The organism is Thalassospira sp. NFXS8, assembly GCF_040148805.1.
In the GTDB taxonomy this organism is placed as follows: Bacteria; Pseudomonadota; Alphaproteobacteria; order Rhodospirillales; family Thalassospiraceae; genus Thalassospira.
The window spans coordinates 83,763-101,309 of record NZ_JAGEMF010000003.1 but is presented as its reverse complement, the minus strand read 5'-3'; the positions used below and the strand labels follow the sequence as shown (position 1 = coordinate 101,309).

Sequence of the window (17,547 nt, the reverse complement as noted above, 5' to 3'; positions counted from 1 at the left end):
GACGTTTCCTTACCTAAATAACAGGTTGGGAATAAACAGCGAAATCTGCGGTATGTAGGTGACGATCAGCAACGCAATCAGGTTCGCCACAACAAAGGGCCAAACCCCGGCAATGATCTTGGTCACGGGTTTATCCAGCGTCGATGACGCCACAAACAGATCCAGACCAAAGGGCGGCGTGATCATGCCCAGGCTGATATTCAACGTAACAATCATGCCCAAATGCACCGGATCAATACCCAGGCTGGTCGCCACGGGAAACAGCGGCGGCACCAAAATCAGCAGGGCCGAATTGGGGTCGATAAACATGCCGGCAATCAGAAAGCAGACATTAAGGATCAACAAAAACAGGATCGGCCCGGCATCAATCGCGGCCAAAAAGGCGGAAATGGAGGTCGGCACATGTGCCAGCGTGACAAAGAATGACAGCACACCGCCAAAGGCCAGCAGGACAAAAATCACCGCTGTTGAAATGGCGCTGGCTTCGCAAATTTCGACCAGCTTGGAAAAGCTGAGTTCGCGATAAATCACCGCCTCGACAAAAATGGCGTAAACCACACTCACGGCGGCGGCTTCGGTCGGGGTGAAGGTGCCGGAATAAATCCCGCCCAGAATAATAATCGGCATGCCCAGCGCCCAGCCAGCCGCAATCAGGGCCTCAAGGCGCTGTTTCCAGGGAACGCGCGGACGGGCTGTTACATTTTGGCGGGCGGCATGAAACATCACCAGCAGACCAAAAATCAGAGCCAGCACAACCCCAATGGCAAGGCCACCGGCAAAAAGCTGTGCCACCGACGTGCCCGTCATCCAGCCATAAACAATGAAGGTGATCGAGGGCGGAATCAAAAGGGCGGTTTCCGCACTGGACACAATCAGGCCCAGGCTGAATTTTTCCGAATAACCGCTTTTGCGCAGTTCCGGGTAAACCATGCCGCCAAGGGCAGCCACCGTTGCCGGGGCAGAGCCGGAAACAGAGCCAAACGCCATCGACCCGCCAATAACGGTATGGCCGATCCCGCCCCGCGTATGCCCCAGCATCGCACTGACCAGCCCCATCAGGCGACGGGTGATCTGGCCCGATGCCATCAACTGGGCGGCAAACAGGAAAAACGGAATGGCAAGCAAGGTTGAATGGTTAATGCCGCCCAGCAATTTCTGGACAAACACCACATCGGGCAAACGCCCGTAAAAAACTTCCTTGATCGCAAGTGTGGGCAAGCCCAGAACAAGCAACATCTCGAAGCCAAGCGCCATCAACACGACGGTCGCAGCAATAATGGCGATCAACATCATGCGGCTCCTTTTTCGGGCGTGGCGGCATTTTGGGCATTATCGGTGGAGAAACGGTCGATCACACCAAACAGGCTAAGGGCATAACGCAGCCCCAAAAGGGCAAAGCCAACGGTGGGCGCCAGATAGATCCAGGCCATTGGAAGGTTCAAAGTCGGGCTATGCTGACCGGAGGCAAAAACAAACTGCACCATCTCGATGCCAAGATAGGTGGTGTAAATTGAAAACAGAACACCGACCAGATCGATCAGGGCAAAAACGGCTTTGCGTTTGCCCGGGGAAAGAGCATCGCGAAAGGTGGTGACACCAACATGGCGTTTGCGTTCCAGCGCCAGGCCCAGCGCGCAGAAGACCAAAAACAGATTGAGCATCTGAACGGCTTCCTCGATCCAGGAAAAATCACTGGAATATTGCGGGGCAACTTCGCGCACCACCACACCAAGGGTAAAAAGCCCGACCATCAGCAAAAAGATGGTAACGAGAAAAATGCGCTCGGTCGTTCTTAGAACCTTTAAAAGCGTCGCCATGTGCTGTCTCCCCGGCATCGTTTATGATTATCGCTGGTGCCGATGGTTGGAAAATTTAAAAACAAAAATGGCGGCACAATGCGAAAACCCGCACCGTGCCGCCACTGGATGATTACTTACCTACGACGTCGGCATAGGCCTTTTCATAAAGGTCGATCAGCTTTTTGCCTTCATCACCGGCACGCTCGACATATGCCGCCTTGGTCGCGGGATAAACTTCCTCGCGCAGGGCTTTACGTTCTTCCGGGGTGGCAACACGCACATTCATGCCGTTCTTCTTTACGACTTCAAGGGCGGCTGCAACCTTGTCAGCCTTGTCCTTGACCAGGTCCGGGATCACTTCATGGAAAGTATCGACAATGACCTTGCGATAGTTTTCCGGCAGCGAATTCCAGAAAGCGTCGTTAAACAGGATCACGTCTTCCATTGCGCCGTGGTCGGAAACAACAAGGTTCTTCTGAACTTCGTAATATTTCATGCGTTCGATGGTATCGAGCGGATTTTCCTCGCCATCGACAACACCCATCTGAAGCGAGGTGTAAAGTTCACCAAACGGCAGTGCGATTGCTGATGAGCCCATTGCCTTGAACTGTTCGATCAGGATGTTGGAATCCATGACGCGGAATTTCTGACCGGCAAATTCTTTCCAGTTTTCAATCGGCTGGTTCGAGGTGAACTGCTTAAAGCCATTCGGCCACAGGCCAATGGCAACCACACCCTTTGACGAGAAAGACGCCATCAGTTCCTTGCCAAACGCGCTATCGCGAATAGCCTGTGCCTGCTTGAAGTCCTGAGGCATCAGATAGGGAATATCAAGAACCGAAACCGCCGGGTTAAACCCACCGAGGAAAGCCGCCGGGGAAACCGTCGCCTCGAGCACACCAAGCTGGGTGCCTTCGGTCATCTGGCGCTGGTTGCCAAGCTGGCCCTGCGGGTAAATTTCAAATTCAACATTGCCGTCGGTGCGTTCATTCACCAGTTTGGCAACTTTTTCCAGATAGATGTTCCGGCTTTGCTGCGCTGATTCAAGATGTCCGATCTTTGCAACAAATTCTGCGGCCTGTGCGGAAAACACACTCAACCCGGAAATGCACAACGCGGCAGCAAAAATTTTTGCCGGTTTTGAAAACGTCATTAGTAGAAGCCCCCTGATAGGTTTCGACAGAACGAAAAAGGAATTACCATCTTCCCACCTTCGTCGAACAAGTCAATAATTTTCTCAAAAAAGAGATTTATGAAAAAAAATCTTAATAATTGAGACTTTTTGAAATTTTGCGCTATAGTTGGATATCTAATTTACGCAAACAACATGCGACACAATGACATGAGTGCAGAAATCGCGGGAGAGGATATCGGCCAGCGGATCAAGGCGTTTCGCATGGGCAAAGGCATGTCGCCCGAGGAACTGGCCGAACGAATCGGCGTTTCACGGGCTGCCATTTACCGTTATGAAAGCGGCCATCCCCCCAAACTTGACACCCTGGGCAAAATTGCCGACGGGCTGAATGTCACACTGCCCAATCTGTTGGGCGTGGGGGTGGAATATATTGGGTCTGCCGTCAGTTTTTTCGAAAGAATGCGTCAGCTTGAAGAACAGGCCGACCAGATCAGCATGTTGTTTGACCCGGTATCCTATCTTTTGACCACGGACCGGTTTGACGAAATATTACCCACCATTCTGACCGAAAGCATCCCCGAGGACGCGTCGGACCGGGCAACGGCCCTGCGCGATGTCGATGCGCTGATGAAAATCCTTAAGCAGCGCAAAAAATCATTTCGCGAACGCACCCCCAATACGGTCAGCCTGGTCTGCGCGGCCGAATTGTCGCAATTCCTGCGCACCGGCTTTGTCGGCACATTTGAACCCAGCCGCGCCGACCTGGAATTTCGCCGCGAAATTGCACGTAACGAGATTAAAAACATCGTCCGTCTGTTGCGCGATCAGCCCATTGGCACCCAGGTCGGGGTGATTGTCGATTCAATGCCGGGGGCGACCTTCCAGCTTTTTAAACAGGGCACGGAAACCCGCGTGGTTGTCAGCCCGTTCCGTTTGGGCACCTTCGCCAATATCCGCCTGGGGGTTGCCACCGTCAGCGCAGCACCCGAAGCGATCGAGCTTTATACCGAAATGACCAACCGCCTGTGGCGGCGCAGCCTGAAGGGCGAAGAAGGGGCCGATTATATCGAACGTGAAATTCTGGGATGCAGTCTTTAAAATAAAGGGCGGTCGCGGCCTGCTTCCCTGTTCCTGAAACAGGCGCGTCGGCCAACCGGAATTTTCTTTGCAATCACACATTCGCAATCATGGGCTGCCTGACAGCATCACGCGGCTGATCAGGCTTGGCACAGCCCCTGGGCCAGGCGGGAAGAATGGCATCCTGTAACTGTTTGCTTGCAGGATGTTTCAAACGAACCTCGCCGCGAACCGCGGCTTCCTCGACAATTCTGCCCCCGTCCATCACCATGACGCGCGAACAAAACCGTTCAACCAGCCGCAAATCATGGGTAATGAACAAAAATGACAGGCCGGATTTTTCCTGTAGCCCGCGCAGCAGATCCAGGGTTTGGATCTGTAATAGAAGATCAAGGTTCGACACCGCCTCGTCCAGAATAACAAGGGCCGGTTTCGGGGCCAGTGCCCGGGCAATGCACACGCGCTGCAACTGCCCGCCGCTCATGGTTGCCGGGCGTTTTTCGGCATCTTCGGCACATAACTCAACCGATTCCAGCAATTCAACCACCCGCTGGCTTTGCTGTGCCACGGTCATATCGGTTAAATGACGCAGGGGTTCGGCCACGATCTCGCCCACTGTTTTGCGCGGATTAACCGCCGAAATTGAATCCTGAAACACCATCTGCACACCACAACGCAGGGCAAGCCTTTCGGCTTGGGACAGGTTATTTAAGGGCATCCCTTCAAACCGAATATGCCCGTGCATCGGGGTTTCAAGGCCGATTAACAACCGTGCCAGCGTGCTTTTGCCGCATCCGCTGCGCCCCAACAGGGCAAGTGTTTCCCCCCGGCCAATTTCCATCGAAACATCCTCTAACACCGGATGATAGCGCGACGGACCCAGCAACGAAAAACTGCGATAACCATGAGAAACATTTTGCGCCGATAACAGGGACATCAGGCAACCTCCTGCCCGTATAAGGATAAATGGGCCGCAACCAGATTGCGCGTTACACGATGAGACGGCCGTTCAAAAATCTGTTGAACCGGGCCCTTTTCAACGATTTTTCCCGTGTCAAGCACCGCCACATCATCGGCCAGGCGCGCCACCACCCCCATGTCATGGGTGACAAGCAAAATGCCCATCCCGCGGCGCGCCACCACACTTTCCAGCAGATCCAGGATGTGTTTTTGCACCACAAGGTCAAGATCGGTCGTTGGTTCATCGGCAAACAGGAAAGGCGGGTCACCCAAAAGCGCCATTGCGATCATCACCCGTTGCAACATGCCGCCACTCATCTCGAACGGATGCAGGTTGAGGATACGCTCGGGTTCTTCCAGCCCGACATCGCGAAAGGCGGCAACAATGCCCGCATTGCCACTATCCCGTGCCAGGCCAAGTGCCTTTAAGGTTTCGCGCGCATGGGCCTTCATCGTCATGACCGGGTTAAAGGCACTGCGCGGATTTTGCATGATCGAACTGACAATACGCCCGCGCAGGGCAGCAAAATCAATGCCCGTGCCATCCAGCTTCACCTGCCCGGCCTGGCGTTTCACCCCGGCGGGCAAAACATCCAGACACGCCGCACAGCTAAGCGATTTACCCGAGCCACTGGCCCCGACCAGGGCCAAAACGCGACCCGATATAATATCAAGCGACAGGCCATCAACCAGCTTGCAGGTCTTGCCATGCTTTTGTGTGGTGACTGTCAAATCAGAGATCGACAGAAGTGTCGGCGACATCAATGGACATGCTCCTCGCGCAGGTGGGGATCAAGCCGGTCACGCACTGCATCACCGATCACGTTAAAGGCCATAACACTTAGAAACAGGGCCAGGCCCGGCCATACCATCAATAAAGGATTGGTCCAGATAAATTGACGGGCATCATTGATCATTACACCCCATTCCGGCGTTGGTGGCATCACCCCAAGCCCCAGAAATGACAGCCCCGCGACATGCAGCATGATATGCCCGATATCCAGCGTTGCCAGCACCAGAAGCTGCGACAGGGTTGCTGGCAAAAGATGTTCAACAAAAATCCTGACCCGGCCCGCCCCCGCCAGCCGGGATGCCAGAATATATTCACGATTGCGCAGCGACATCACGATGCTGCGCACGATGCGCGCATACCAGGCCCAGTGCGACAGGGCTATGGCGACAATTACGTTCACCAGCCCGGTTCCAAGCATGCCGATCATGAACAGGGCCAGCACCAGGGTTGGAAAGGTCATGAAAATATCAGTGACGCGCATGATCAACTGGTCCGCACGCCCGCCAAGGAACCCTGCCGCCCCGCCAATCAGAATACCCAATGTCATGATGACAAAAAGCGAGATCGCAACCGACCCCAGGGACACGCGCGTCCCCGCCATCAGGCGTGATAAAATATCGCGACCAAGATGATCCGTGCCCAGCCAATGCGCGGCATCCGGGGCCAGAAGGCGGCCGGCAAGGTCAACCTCGTTGGGGTCAAACGGCATGATCCACGGGCTAAAGACTGCCAGCACCACCAGGACCATCACCAAAACAGCCGAAACCCTGACCAGCCAGCCAGAACCCCCTAAAAAGGCAAAGGTTGCCGCCAGGGGCATTTTGCGTTGTTGCAGCGCGCCGATCATGCCTTTTCCTCCACACCCAGGCGGATTCGCGGATCAAGCCACGCATAGACAATATCAACGATCAGATTGCACAGTACGAACACCAGAACCATCATCAGGGTAAAACACTGGATCACCGGATAATCGCGATTAAAAATCGCCGAAACCGCATAGCGGCCAATACCGGGCCAGCCAAAAATGCTTTCAATGATCAGGGTGCCGCCAATCAATTCGCCAATATGCATGCCGGTTGCGGTGACAATCGGCAAAAGGGCATTACGCAAAATATGCGACCGTTCCACCCTGCCCGCCTCAAGGCCGCGCAAACGGGCATAATATACATGCCGTTGCCCGGTGACTTCCAGCATACTGGCGCGCAACAGCCGGGCATTAATCGACAGTGACATAAAGGCAATGGCAAGGGCGGGCATGATCAGCTGGCTCCAACTGCCACGCCCCATCGGTGGCAACCAGCCCAGTTCGATCGATAACAGCCACACCAGCAGGAAACCAAGCCAGAAATTGGGCATCGACACACCCAAAAACGCCACCAGCCGCACAAACTGATCGGGCAGACCATCCCGGTGGCGGGCCGCCCACATCCCCAGCGGGATCGAAACCCCCAATGTAAGCAACAGGGCAACACCGGCAAGCTGCAGCGTTGCGGGCAAATAATACAGGATATCGGGCAGAACCGGGCGCTGCAGCGCATAGGACACACCGAAATCAAGATGCAGGGCATCGCCCAGCCAGTTAAAATACTGAACCGTAATCGGCAGGTCGAGGCCAAGCATCTGCCGGGCATTTTCAAGTGCCTGCGGCGTTGGCGGGACGCGCGACAAACGCAAATAATCCATCGCCGGGTCGCTCGGCCCCAAACGCAGCATCAGGAAAATGGCGACCGAGGCGACAAACAGCATCGGTATCAAAAACAGCAACCGCCGGACGGTAAAACGAAGCATGGTCATGGCGCGACGGGAACCAGTTTTTCAAAGGGAATTTCGCTTGCCATCGCCCCAAACGGGATGTTGCCCAGTTCGGGTTTGGCAACGGCAATTGCCGTTACATTGGTCAGCGGCAAATAAACCGCTTCCTTGTGCAGACGCGTTAAAATATCGCGATAAAGCGCACGGCGTTTTTCCTCATCCGTCTCGACCAGAGTTTGCGAGATTTTGGCATCGATCTCTGCCTTGTCCGGCAGGCCAAGCTGGGCCTGATAATCGGCATGAGAGGGCACACGCATCGAACTGACAAAAGCATGCGGGTCATAGGGTGCGCCCCATGTGCGATTAAAGATCATGCCAAACCGGCCATCACGCTGGCGGGCATAAACACTGCTTTCTTCCTCGCCAATCAGGGCCACATCAATACCGACCTTGCGCAAATCCGCCTGGATGATTTCGGAAATGGATTTGGCAACCGCATCGGTCCCGACAAAGGAAAGATCAATCTGCAACGGCTTGCCGTCCTTCATGCGGATCTTGCCATCCTTGGGCAAAACCCAACCACCCTGTTCAAGCAATGCAGATGCCTGATCGGGGTCAAATATGTAGGGTTTCAGGCCGATATCGGCATAGGGCACATTGGGGGCGAACAGGGTATCGGCACGTTTTTGCGTGCCATACAGGACCTTGTCGATGATCAGGTCCTTGTTCACCGCATGATTGATCGCCAGGCGCACGGCCAGATCGCGCGTTGGGCCACGATTGGTATTCAGGGCCAAAACCTGGCTTTCAAACGGGGCGGATAATGCGGCAAGGTAACGCCCCGATTTGCGAAACCGTTCAAAGGTATCGGGGGAAATCGGGCCATCGGTGCCATAAATCAGGTCAACCTGGCCGGTTTCAAAGGCAATTGCCCGGCTGTTTGGATCGGGGATCACCTTAACCGTTATTTGCCCATAAGATGGCTTTGGCCCCCAATAATGATCATTGCGGACAAAAACATCTTTTTCCCCCAGGCGGGTTTCCTGCAAGACCCACGGGCCGGTGCCAATCGGCTGCTTGATGCCGTGCATCGTGCCACCATCGATGAATTGCGACGGGGCAATAAAGCGAAACGGCCGCGGCAGGGCAAGCTCCTGCAAGACCGGGTAATAAGCATCCTTTAAGGTCAGGGTAACGTCATATGTGCCATCAGCGGTCACATCGACAATCTGATTGGCCAGTTCCAGCCACGCATGGCGCGCACGATTGGCCAGCACGGCATTAAAATTGGCAACCACCGCATCGGCATCAAATGCCTCGCCGTTCGAGAAGGTCACATCCTTGCGCAGCTTGAAATGATAGGTACGGCCATCCTTTGATACCTGCCAGCTTTCCGCCAGCCACGGACCCACCGTGCCGTCGGCATGGTATTTCACCAACGGTTCATAAACCATGTTCTGGGCGAACATCTGATTGGGTGAATAAAGATGCGGATTAAGCGGACCAACATTTAACGGCCAGGAAAAATTCAAAACCAGCGCGGCATGAACCGGCATCGCGCCGACCAGTGGGGCAGCCAGCAATAAAAAAAGGAAGGAAAACCTCCCAACCAAACGATGCCACATAACTTACCCTTTCCGACCGTATGATTTTTTTCAAAAACTTCATACTATCGCGCTTGCAAAAAAGTCAAGCAACGGATCAAAAGCCGGTTGGCATAGGCAAGCGCCTATCGTCTTTGTTGTATGCTGGCGATCTCTGGGTACGACACCTCAATCATGCAATTTAAGAGAGGTATGTCCGCCAAGGAGGTTCTTTGAACGACAGAGGCGGATAAAACCAAACTGTCTCAAGCCAGGTAAAGGCTGTAGAAATATTAAATATTTGTTGGGGAACACCGTCTCGGCATCACTAGGCTGGCGTCGAAATCGTTGGTATCGGCAAGCCAAAAATCTTAGGAACGTCGGCCAATGTGAATGGTGCAACACTCGGCCCCAAATGGCGCCAGTATGAGGAAATTCCCCCCAAACTTCAGGCATCCAGTGTCGATTTCTTTTCACTCGAATGTCACAACTCGCGCGTTGCCATTGATCTGAGCGAGCTTATTCGTGGCAATAAGGTTATAGTTGGGGCAATTGATGTCTCAAGCAACACCATCAAGACGCCGTAGGGTTCATGGCATGACGGTCAGCGACTACATGCCGGTTTCCCTGGGCAGTCAATCAAGGATGCTTGATAAAGTTCGATACAATCCAGGATATCGAAAAGATCGCCCAGGCAATGCAGCACCTGGAAAATGGCTGTTAAGCATTAAACGATTATGTCGGCGATCTGGTGAGCCTGTCGCATGATGATGGAAACAGCATCGAAACCGCCATTTTCAACACCATGGATAATTTCCAATTTCAGGATATCATCCGCCAGTAGCTTGAAGAGATCCAGCATTCGCTATCTGCGCTGGAACAGGAAAAAAAGATCCTGGCGATTACCAATGACCCGGGTGTGGAGCCGATATTTTCGCCCAGTGCCGTCGGTCGAAAATTGTTGAAGATAGATATGCGGGCGCTATATCAGGCAGGGACCGCATGACAGCCATCATGAAATGATGAATCAGGAAGATGCGGACGAACGAACCGCAGCCAATACCATGATCGAACTATTTTAAAGTGCTTTAAAGATCTTTCGCTGCGCAAAGAAGACCAGTCCGCGCCAATAACCGGGTGGGATGATTAAGGGCAGCGGACTGGCAAGGTCACCCGGTGTTGGCCAGGTGAGGGAGAGGTTAGAGACGGCGCATCGCCCGCCCGCTCCTGTCCTGTTGGGAGAGGCGTATGGGCAGGCAGACGGGCAATACCAGTGATCAGGGATTGTTGGCCGATATTTTCTGTGAAATGGCTTTACCCGCTTTCAGGGCTAGTGCGGCAATTGTCAGCGCCGGGTTTACTGCAGCGGATGTTGGCAGAACGGACGCATCCGTGACCCACAGATTGGCAATGTCGTGGGACTGGCAATCGGGATTGACGACCGAAGTGTGCGGATCAATCCCCAGTCGTGCCGTACCACATTGATGCGATGTTGTTTTGCGGCCAAAGGTGCGAATGGCAACAATCGGAAAACCTGCACGTTTCATCACCTTTTTTGTCTGGGCAATCAGTTGGTGATGCGCTTGCATGTTGGATCGCTGCCAATCGACAACAATGTCATTGCCCCGGATCATGACACGGCTTTGCGGGTTGGGCAGGTCTTCGCTGGTCAGGAACCAGCCAAAGGCACGCCCGGCAATTGCCTTTGCCACAAAGGCCGGTAACATTGGCACCTGTGCCTTCAGAATGTTGCCGGTAATACGCCCCAGGCACTGCACATTGCCCAGCGGCCCTGTTCCTGTCGGGCTGTTATTATAGAAATCATTGAAACACAGTGTTTTTTGATAAATGCAATCGTTTTTCAAAAACGGGTTCATCGTGATCATGGCACTGGTATTGTGGTTCATGAAATTGCGCCCGACTTGATCTGACTTGTTTGCCAAACCAGCCGGATGCGCATTGTTTGCCGAGCGCAGTAATAATGCAGCCGATTGCACGGCACCTGCGGCAACAACAATATGCTTTGCAAAAATGCGTTCGTCGCGCCCGTCATGGGTGACCATAACCGACGTGGCGGTTTGGCCGCTGTTATCAGTTTCAATACGCGTTACCCGGGCATTTGGCCAAAGTTCAACATTCGCATGTTTTAAGGCCTGATCCAGCGGCCCTGATTGCGCATCAATCTTGCCTTTTCCGGTATTGGGGAAGGCATCCCAGCCGGTTTTACCCTCGGCAAGCCAGGTTTTGATGTCGATGGCAAGTGGCAGGCTGGCCGGCGTAACCCCCGCTTTTTGCAAGCGCTGACGAACGCGCGCCATCGCCGGTTCATCGGGTACGGCGGGAAAGGGAAAATTATGGACGCGCGGCGGGTCGGTCGGGTCCTGTCCCAGGGCACCATGCACCTGAAACAGATTTTCGGCCGCATCATACCACGGGGCAAGATCACCATAACTGATGGGCCAGCCCGGCGATTGCCCTTCGGGATGTGGCCGGGGGGTAAAATCCTGTTCACGGTAACGATACATCACCGCGCCATAGAATTTGGAATTCCCCCCGACATAGTAATAGTTCCCCGGCAAAAACCGTTCGCCATCGGTTGCCAGCCATTCTTCATCGGATTGATAAAAACCCTTCTGAAAAATGGCGACATCATCGCGGGCTTCCGGTGTGTGTTGTAAATGGGGGCCACGCTCCAGGATCAGGATTTTGGCACCAGTGGGGGCCAGGGACGACGCCAGCGTCGCCCCGCCAATCCCGGAACCGATAATGATGATGTCGCAAGAAAGGGTCATGCCGGGTCGCCTTAATCGATGCGTTGTTCGGTTTGGGGATCAAACAGCACGATTTTTGCTGCATCAATGCCCAATGATACCACCTGCCCGCTTTTCAGGGTTTGTGGCGGGACGCGCGCGGTAACATCGGCACCGCCAAGGGCAAACATCGCCAGGGCATCGGGTCCGGTTGGTTCAACCACCTCGATGGTGACATTGGCATTTGCATCGGCATTTGTATTTACTGAAAAACCTTCCGGGCGAAGTCCAACCAATACATCCTTGCCGGCATATTTCGCCTTTGCCGCGTCGCTAAGGGGAATATTTGTCATCAGGGCGTCTTCGCCATTGGTTTGGCGCACACGGATAACGGGGGTGTCGCTGCCCGCGGTCATGGTGCCTGGCACGATGTTCATGGCAGGCGAGCCAACGAATTTCGCCACATATACATTCGCCGGGCGTTCATAAACGGTTTGCGGGTCATCAAGCTGCTGAACGATGCCGTCTTTCATCACCGCCACACGGGTTGCCAGGGTCATCGCCTCGATCTGGTCGTGGGTGACATAGACGATGGTCGTGCCAAGCCGTTGATGTAACCGTTTGATTTCGGTGCGCATATCGACACGCAATTTGGCATCTAGGTTGGATAACGGTTCGTCAAACAAAAACAGCTTGGGATTGCGCACCAGCGCCCGACCCATTGCCACACGCTGGCGCTGCCCGCCGGAAAGCTGCGATGGTTTGCGATCCAGCAAATGGTCGATCTGCAACAGTTCGACGGCGGCCTGTGTGGCCTTTTCCCGGTCAGCCTTGGCAGTTTTGCGAATTTTCATGCCAAATTCGATGTTTTCGCGCACCGTCATCGTCGGATACAAGGCATAGGATTGAAACACCATGGCGATGTCGCGGTCCTTGGGCATCAAATCATTGACCCCCTGCCCGCCAATGCGGATTTCACCGTCGGTAATTTCTTCCAGCCCGGCAATCAGGCTTAGCAGCGTTGACTTGCCACAACCCGACGGCCCCAGAAGAACCAGAAAATCGCCTGCCTCGATCGAGATGCTGACTTCCTTGAGGACCTCGAGATTGCCATAGCTTTTTCGTACGCGATCAATTTCCAGAGTAGCCATTTTTCAATCAGCCTTTCACTGCGCCTGCTGTAAGCCCGCGAACGAAAAAGCGGCCAGCAACGATATAGACAAAAAGTGTGGGAAGAGCGGCGATCATGGCAGCCGCCATATCGACATTGTATTGTTTGCGGCCCATCGTCACGTTGACGATGTTGTTAAGCGCAACCGTAATTGGCGTATTTTCACCCGCGGTAAAGGACACCCCGAACAGGAAATCATTCCAGATCTGGGTGAATTGCCAGATGCATGACACCACCAGAATAGGAAGCGCAGCAGGCAGCATGATCGAAAAGAAAATGCGAAAGAAACCCGCGCCGTCGATTTGGGCGGCTTTTGTCAGTTCATCGGGGATGGTGATGAAATAATTGCGGAAAAACAGCGTTGTGAAGCACACGCCATAAACCGTATGCACCAGTACCAGCCCGGAAATGCTGCCTGAAAGTTTCAGTATTCCCAAAATTTGCGCCATGGGCAGCAATACCGCCTGATAGGGCAGAAAACACCCAAATAACAGCAGGCCAAATACGACATTGTGATAGGGAAAACGCCACTTTGTCAGAACATACCCGTTGATCGCGCCAAGGCCGGTTGAAAGGGCAACCGCGGGCACCACCATCATCAGCGAATTGATGAAATAGGGTTTAAGCCCGGTGCAGGCCGTGCCAATGCAGGCCTCGCCCCATGCCTTAGCCCAGGCATCAAAGGTGATGGCCTGCGGAAGGCCGATAAATGACCCTGAATAGATCTCGTCAAGCGATTTTAACGACGTTGTCACCATGACCCAAAGGGGCATCAGATAGACGCTGGCAATGGCGATCAGGCTGCCATAAATGATGAATTTACCGATGATGACGGACTTGCGGGCAGAGCCGGTTTTAGTCGGCATGGCGGCTCTCCTTCAATTCGGAATAAAGATAGGGAATGATGATGGCAGCCACGGTCATCAGCATCATGATTGCGCTTGCGGCCCCTACCCCCATCTGGTTGCGGCGGAATGTCGCGGAAAACATGAAGGTGGAGGGTACTTCGGTAGCGCTGCCCGGTCCGCCATTGGTCATGGCCAGGACCAGGTCAAAGTTTTTGATCGCGATATAGCTAAGCAACACGATGACCGACAGAAATGCCGGGCGCAGCATGGGGATAATGATGCTGCGGTAAATTTTGGGCAGGGATGCGCCCTCGATCTGGGCGGCCTTGATCACGGAATTATCAATGCCGCGCAAACCGGCAAGGAAAATCGCCATGGCAAAACCCGATGACTGCCAGACAGCGGCAATGACGATGGTGTAAATGGCAAAATTGGGCCGCGTGATCCAGTCAAAGACAAAGCTTTCCCAGCCCAGGCTGCGCACCACTTTTTCAATGCCAAGATCGGGGTTCAAAATCCATTTCCAGGCCGTTCCCGTCACAATGAAGGAAAGCGACATGGGATACAGATACACCGCACGCAACGCGCCTTCGGCCCGGATATTCTGATCCAGCAGAATGGCGATGATCAGGCCTGTTCCTACCGTAATGGCAAGAAACAGAAAACTGAACAGGAACAGGTTGATGACAGCCGTGTGCCAGCGCGGTGTGGACCACAGGCGGATATATTGTTCAAGACCGACAAAGTCGTAATGGGGCACCATGCGCGATGATGAAAGCGATATCCAGCCTGTCCAGACCATGAACAGATAAACGCCAACCAGAACCATCACCATACTGGGTGTCAAAACCAGGCGGGGTAACCATTTCGCCAACCGGTCCGTAAGATGTGTGTTTCGAAACATGTATTCCTCGCCGGGAAATCGTGGAAATCGTGGGGGGATACGGGGTGCCGGGCCTGTAAAACGGTGCACAGGCCCGGCTGTTAGGCGTGCTTAGCGGGCGTTGTCGATGCCATCGACAAGCATTTCCACAGCTTCGTCCGAGGACATTTCCGTAACGAAGAACCGGGCAGCAACATCGCCAAAGACAGCGGCGAATTGCGGCTGGCTGGCAAAGCCATGTGTTGCAGCACCCAGCATGGCGCCGTCATTGATGGCTTCGGTCCGTTCCTTGAAACCTTTCTGGGCACAGGCATCAAAATCATCGACCGAAACGTCGCTACGTGCGGGGATCGAGCCTTTGATCTTGTTGAAATCGCGCTGGACTTTCGGGTCCATGATCACCTGTGCCAGGGCGTCCTGGCCTTTGGTCACGTTTTCATCATTGATGTAAAACATGCCAAAACTGTCGATCAGAAACAGGAAGGACGGGGTTTTGCTGGGCGTGGCAAAACACAGGAAATCGGTATCGGGTTGCAGGCCCTTTGCCAGAAATTCACCCTTGGCCCAATCCCCCATCACCTGCATGGCAGCCTGACCGTTAATGACCATACCTGTTGCAACGGCCCAGTCCCGGCCATTGAAACCATCGTCAACAAGACCGCGTACTTCGCGAAGCGTGTCAAAGATATGTTTCATCGTGTCACTGGAAAGGACCTCGTCATCCAGATCGACCATCGCTTTTTTATAAAATTCCGGTCCGCCGATATCGGCAACAAGGGAATCAAACACCACCTGGATCTGCCAGGGTTCATCGCCAATCGCCAGCGGGATGATGCCGGCATCTTTCAGTTTCTTGCCATCTGCAATCAGCTCTTCCCAGGATTGCGGCTGTTCAATACCGACCTTGTCGAAAACCTTTTTGTTGGCCCAAACCCAGTTCTGACGATGCATGTTGATGGGAACGGCAAAAAAGCCGTCATTTGATTCAACAAATGGTAAAACCTGCGGCGCAATGGCCTTTTGCCAGCCATTGGCGGTTGCCATGTCGTTCATATTGCGCAAAACGCCTTCGCTGGCCCAGTCCAGCCCTTCATAGCCCAGAAACTGCATCGCTGCAGGCGGGTTGCCAGCGGCAAGGCGCGTGCGCAGGGCCTGCTGGGCATTGGCGCCCGACATGCCTCCAACCGCACTGTCCTGCCAGCCATATCCTTTTTCGGCCAGTGCATTGCGAATAACATTCAGGGCCGCGACTTCACTTTCCGATACCCAATGATGCAGAACTTCGATCTTGGTTTCGGCATGGGATGGCAGTGACGAGGCCGCAACCAGCAGGCCCGCCACGAAGGCGGATTTTAATTTGTTCATCAGAAACTCCCTGATTTGAAAGATTGAGCGTGAAAAAATCCCGGACCGGCGGCTTTGTGCTCGTCTCGGTCCGGATAACGTGACGTTAGCCGTCTACAGCCGCGCCATACCCGATATTGCGGCCCCCAAAACGGCGAACACGGATGTTGGCTTGTTCGGCATGGCCGATGAAGCCTTCCATGTGGCAAAGACGTGACCCGTAAGCCCCGATTTTGGCCGATGCCTCATCGGTCAGAATGCGCTGATAGGTGCAGGTCTTAAGGAATTTTCCAACCCAAAGCCCGCCGGTGTAACGTGCGGCCTTAAGGGTGGGCAAGGTGTGGTTGGTGCCAATGACCTTGTCACCAAAGGCAACATTGGTGCGTTCCCCCAAAAACAGCGCGCCGTAATTGGTCATGTTTTCCAGGAAATAGTCAGGGTCGCGGGTCATGACCTGCACATGCTCGGATGCAACACGGTCGCCTTCCTGCACCATTTCTTCAAGGGTATCGCAAACGATGATTTCGCCGTAATCCTGCCAGGCCTTTGCAGCGATTTCCGCAGTCGGCAGGATTTGCAACAGGCGATCAATCTGCTCAAGGGTGTCGCGGGCCAGTTTTTCGGAATTGGTGATCATGACTGCCGGTGAATTGGTGCCGTGTTCGGCCTGCCCCAACAAATCGGTTGCACAAATTTCGCCATCAACGGTTTCATCAGCAATAACCAGGGTTTCGGTCGGCCCGGCAAACAGATCGATGCCGACTTTGCCAAACAAAAGGCGTTTGGCTTCGGCCACATAGGCATTGCCGGGGCCTGCCAGCATATCAACCGGTTTGATGGTTTCAGTGCCATAACCCATGGCCGCAATGGCCTGCACACCGCCCAGACAATAAATTTCGTCAGCACCGGCCAAATGCTGGGCTGCGACGATTTTCTGGGCGATTTCACCCTTGAAGGGCGGCGCACATGTAATAACGCGTTTGCAGCCTGCGACCTTTGCGGTCAGCACTGTCATATGGGCGGATGCCAGCAACGGATATTTCCCGCCCGGGACATAACAGCCAACATTTTCAATTGGCACATTCTTATGTCCCAAAACCACACCGGGAAGCGTTTCAACTTCAAGGTCGGTCATGGTTTCGCGCTGCAAACGGGCAAAATTGCCAACCTGTTCCTGGGCGAAATCCAGGTCGTGGCGTTCCTGTTTGCTCAGCCCGTTAACACAGGCGGAAATTTCGGCATCGCTAAGCCGGTAACAGTCGCGATCAAGCCCGTCAAAACGGATGCTTAGTTCCCGAACCGCGTGGTCACCGCCCCCGGCCACTTCGGCCAAAAGCTTTTCAACGGCCTTGGTTACGGCGGGATCTGTGTGGTCGCTGCTTTGAAGGCGTACGGTTTTAAAATGCCTGATCATGCAAATATCTACCCTTTCGGGTGACGCATCGCATTCAC

Annotated in this window: 17 protein-coding genes; 2 read left to right on the top strand and 15 right to left on the bottom strand. The window is 54.0% G+C overall.

Going from position 1 to position 17,547, the window contains the following annotated elements; translation table 11 throughout:
- Nucleotides 1–9 precede the first annotated feature (9 nt).
- The 3 genes from J4E05_RS16865 to J4E05_RS16855 all read right to left on the bottom strand — a co-directional run bounded on the left by J4E05_RS16865 (nt 10) and on the right by J4E05_RS16855 (nt 2,952).
- Complete coding sequence (locus J4E05_RS16865) at nt 10–1,293, bottom strand: TRAP transporter large permease (protein ID WP_349597854.1); 1,284 nt, start codon at nt 1,291–1,293, stop codon at nt 10–12.
- Complete coding sequence (locus J4E05_RS16860) at nt 1,290–1,817, bottom strand: TRAP transporter small permease (RefSeq protein ID WP_349597851.1); 528 nt, start codon at nt 1,815–1,817, stop codon at nt 1,290–1,292. Before J4E05_RS16860 ends, J4E05_RS16865 begins: the two co-directional genes overlap by 4 nt.
- A 112-nt stretch (nt 1,818–1,929) precedes the next feature.
- A complete protein-coding gene (locus tag J4E05_RS16855; RefSeq protein ID WP_085595066.1) occupies nt 1,930–2,952 on the bottom strand; it encodes a TRAP transporter substrate-binding protein in 1,023 nt (340 codons plus the stop codon).
- Nucleotides 2,953–3,141: 189 nt separating this feature from the next.
- Between J4E05_RS16855 and J4E05_RS16850 the strand changes: the two genes are divergently transcribed.
- Complete coding sequence (locus tag J4E05_RS16850; protein WP_349597847.1) at nt 3,142–4,032, top strand: helix-turn-helix domain-containing protein; 891 nt, start codon at nt 3,142–3,144, stop codon at nt 4,030–4,032.
- Nucleotides 4,033–4,105: 73 nt separating this feature from the next.
- Here J4E05_RS16850 and nikE read toward each other — a convergent pair whose 3' ends face one another.
- From nikE to nikA, 5 genes are read right to left on the bottom strand one after another with little or no spacing between them, the layout of a single operon-like run.
- The gene (nikE, locus tag J4E05_RS16845; protein WP_503012353.1) at nt 4,106–4,948 is read right to left on the bottom strand and encodes a nickel import ATP-binding protein NikE; all 843 of its coding nucleotides are present in this window, start codon (nt 4,946–4,948) and stop codon (nt 4,106–4,108) included.
- Nucleotides 4,948–5,733, bottom strand: a complete 786-nt coding sequence (locus J4E05_RS16840; RefSeq protein ID WP_349597844.1) for a nickel import ATP-binding protein NikD — start codon at nt 5,731–5,733, stop codon at nt 4,948–4,950. Before J4E05_RS16840 ends, nikE begins: the two co-directional genes overlap by 1 nt.
- A complete protein-coding gene (nikC, locus tag J4E05_RS16835; RefSeq protein WP_349597841.1) occupies nt 5,733–6,611 on the bottom strand; it encodes a nickel ABC transporter permease subunit NikC in 879 nt (292 codons plus the stop codon). The genes J4E05_RS16840 and nikC overlap by 1 nt, the downstream gene beginning before the upstream one ends.
- Nucleotides 6,608–7,558 carry a nickel ABC transporter permease subunit NikB gene (gene nikB / locus J4E05_RS16830; RefSeq protein ID WP_349597838.1) on the bottom strand — a complete coding sequence of 317 codons (951 nt, stop codon included), beginning with the start codon at nt 7,556–7,558 and terminating at the stop codon, nt 6,608–6,610. The genes nikC and nikB overlap by 4 nt, the downstream gene beginning before the upstream one ends.
- Nucleotides 7,555–9,141, bottom strand: a complete 1,587-nt coding sequence (nikA, locus tag J4E05_RS16825; protein WP_349597836.1) for a nickel ABC transporter substrate-binding protein — start codon at nt 9,139–9,141, stop codon at nt 7,555–7,557. Before nikA ends, nikB begins: the two co-directional genes overlap by 4 nt.
- Nucleotides 9,142–9,488: 347 nt before the next feature.
- On the opposite strand from nikA, the gene J4E05_RS16820 reads away from it, so the two are divergent.
- A complete protein-coding gene (locus J4E05_RS16820) occupies nt 9,489–9,686 on the top strand; it encodes a hypothetical protein (RefSeq protein WP_503012352.1) in 198 nt (65 codons plus the stop codon).
- 140 nt (nt 9,687–9,826) lie between these two features.
- Here J4E05_RS16820 and J4E05_RS16815 read toward each other — a convergent pair whose 3' ends face one another.
- The 7 genes from J4E05_RS16815 to hisD all read right to left on the bottom strand — a co-directional run bounded on the left by J4E05_RS16815 (nt 9,827) and on the right by hisD (nt 17,509).
- Entirely contained in the window at nt 9,827–9,961 is a 135-nt protein-coding gene (locus tag J4E05_RS16815) for a hypothetical protein (RefSeq protein ID WP_349597834.1), read from the bottom strand.
- A gap of 415 nt (nt 9,962–10,376) precedes the next feature.
- Nucleotides 10,377–11,891, bottom strand: coding sequence for a GMC oxidoreductase (locus tag J4E05_RS16810; protein ID WP_349597831.1), 1,515 nt, complete (start codon nt 11,889–11,891; stop codon nt 10,377–10,379).
- Nucleotides 11,892–11,902: 11 nt separating this feature from the next.
- Nucleotides 11,903–13,000: an ABC transporter ATP-binding protein gene (locus tag J4E05_RS16805; protein ID WP_349597828.1), complete on the bottom strand. Its 1,098-nt coding sequence runs from the start codon at nt 12,998–13,000 to the stop codon at nt 11,903–11,905.
- Between the two features lie 7 nt (nt 13,001–13,007).
- Nucleotides 13,008–13,886: a carbohydrate ABC transporter permease gene (locus J4E05_RS16800; RefSeq protein WP_101267120.1), complete on the bottom strand. Its 879-nt coding sequence runs from the start codon at nt 13,884–13,886 to the stop codon at nt 13,008–13,010.
- Complete coding sequence (locus J4E05_RS16795) at nt 13,876–14,772, bottom strand: carbohydrate ABC transporter permease (protein WP_085590192.1); 897 nt, start codon at nt 14,770–14,772, stop codon at nt 13,876–13,878. Before J4E05_RS16795 ends, J4E05_RS16800 begins: the two co-directional genes overlap by 11 nt.
- A gap of 90 nt (nt 14,773–14,862) precedes the next feature.
- On the bottom strand, nt 14,863–16,116 hold the full coding sequence (locus J4E05_RS16790) for an ABC transporter substrate-binding protein (protein WP_349597824.1): 1,254 nt from the start codon (nt 16,114–16,116) through the stop codon (nt 14,863–14,865).
- 85 nt (nt 16,117–16,201) lie between these two features.
- The gene (gene hisD / locus J4E05_RS16785) at nt 16,202–17,509 is read right to left on the bottom strand and encodes a histidinol dehydrogenase (RefSeq protein WP_349597821.1); all 1,308 of its coding nucleotides are present in this window, start codon (nt 17,507–17,509) and stop codon (nt 16,202–16,204) included.
- Nucleotides 17,510–17,547 lie beyond the last annotated feature (38 nt).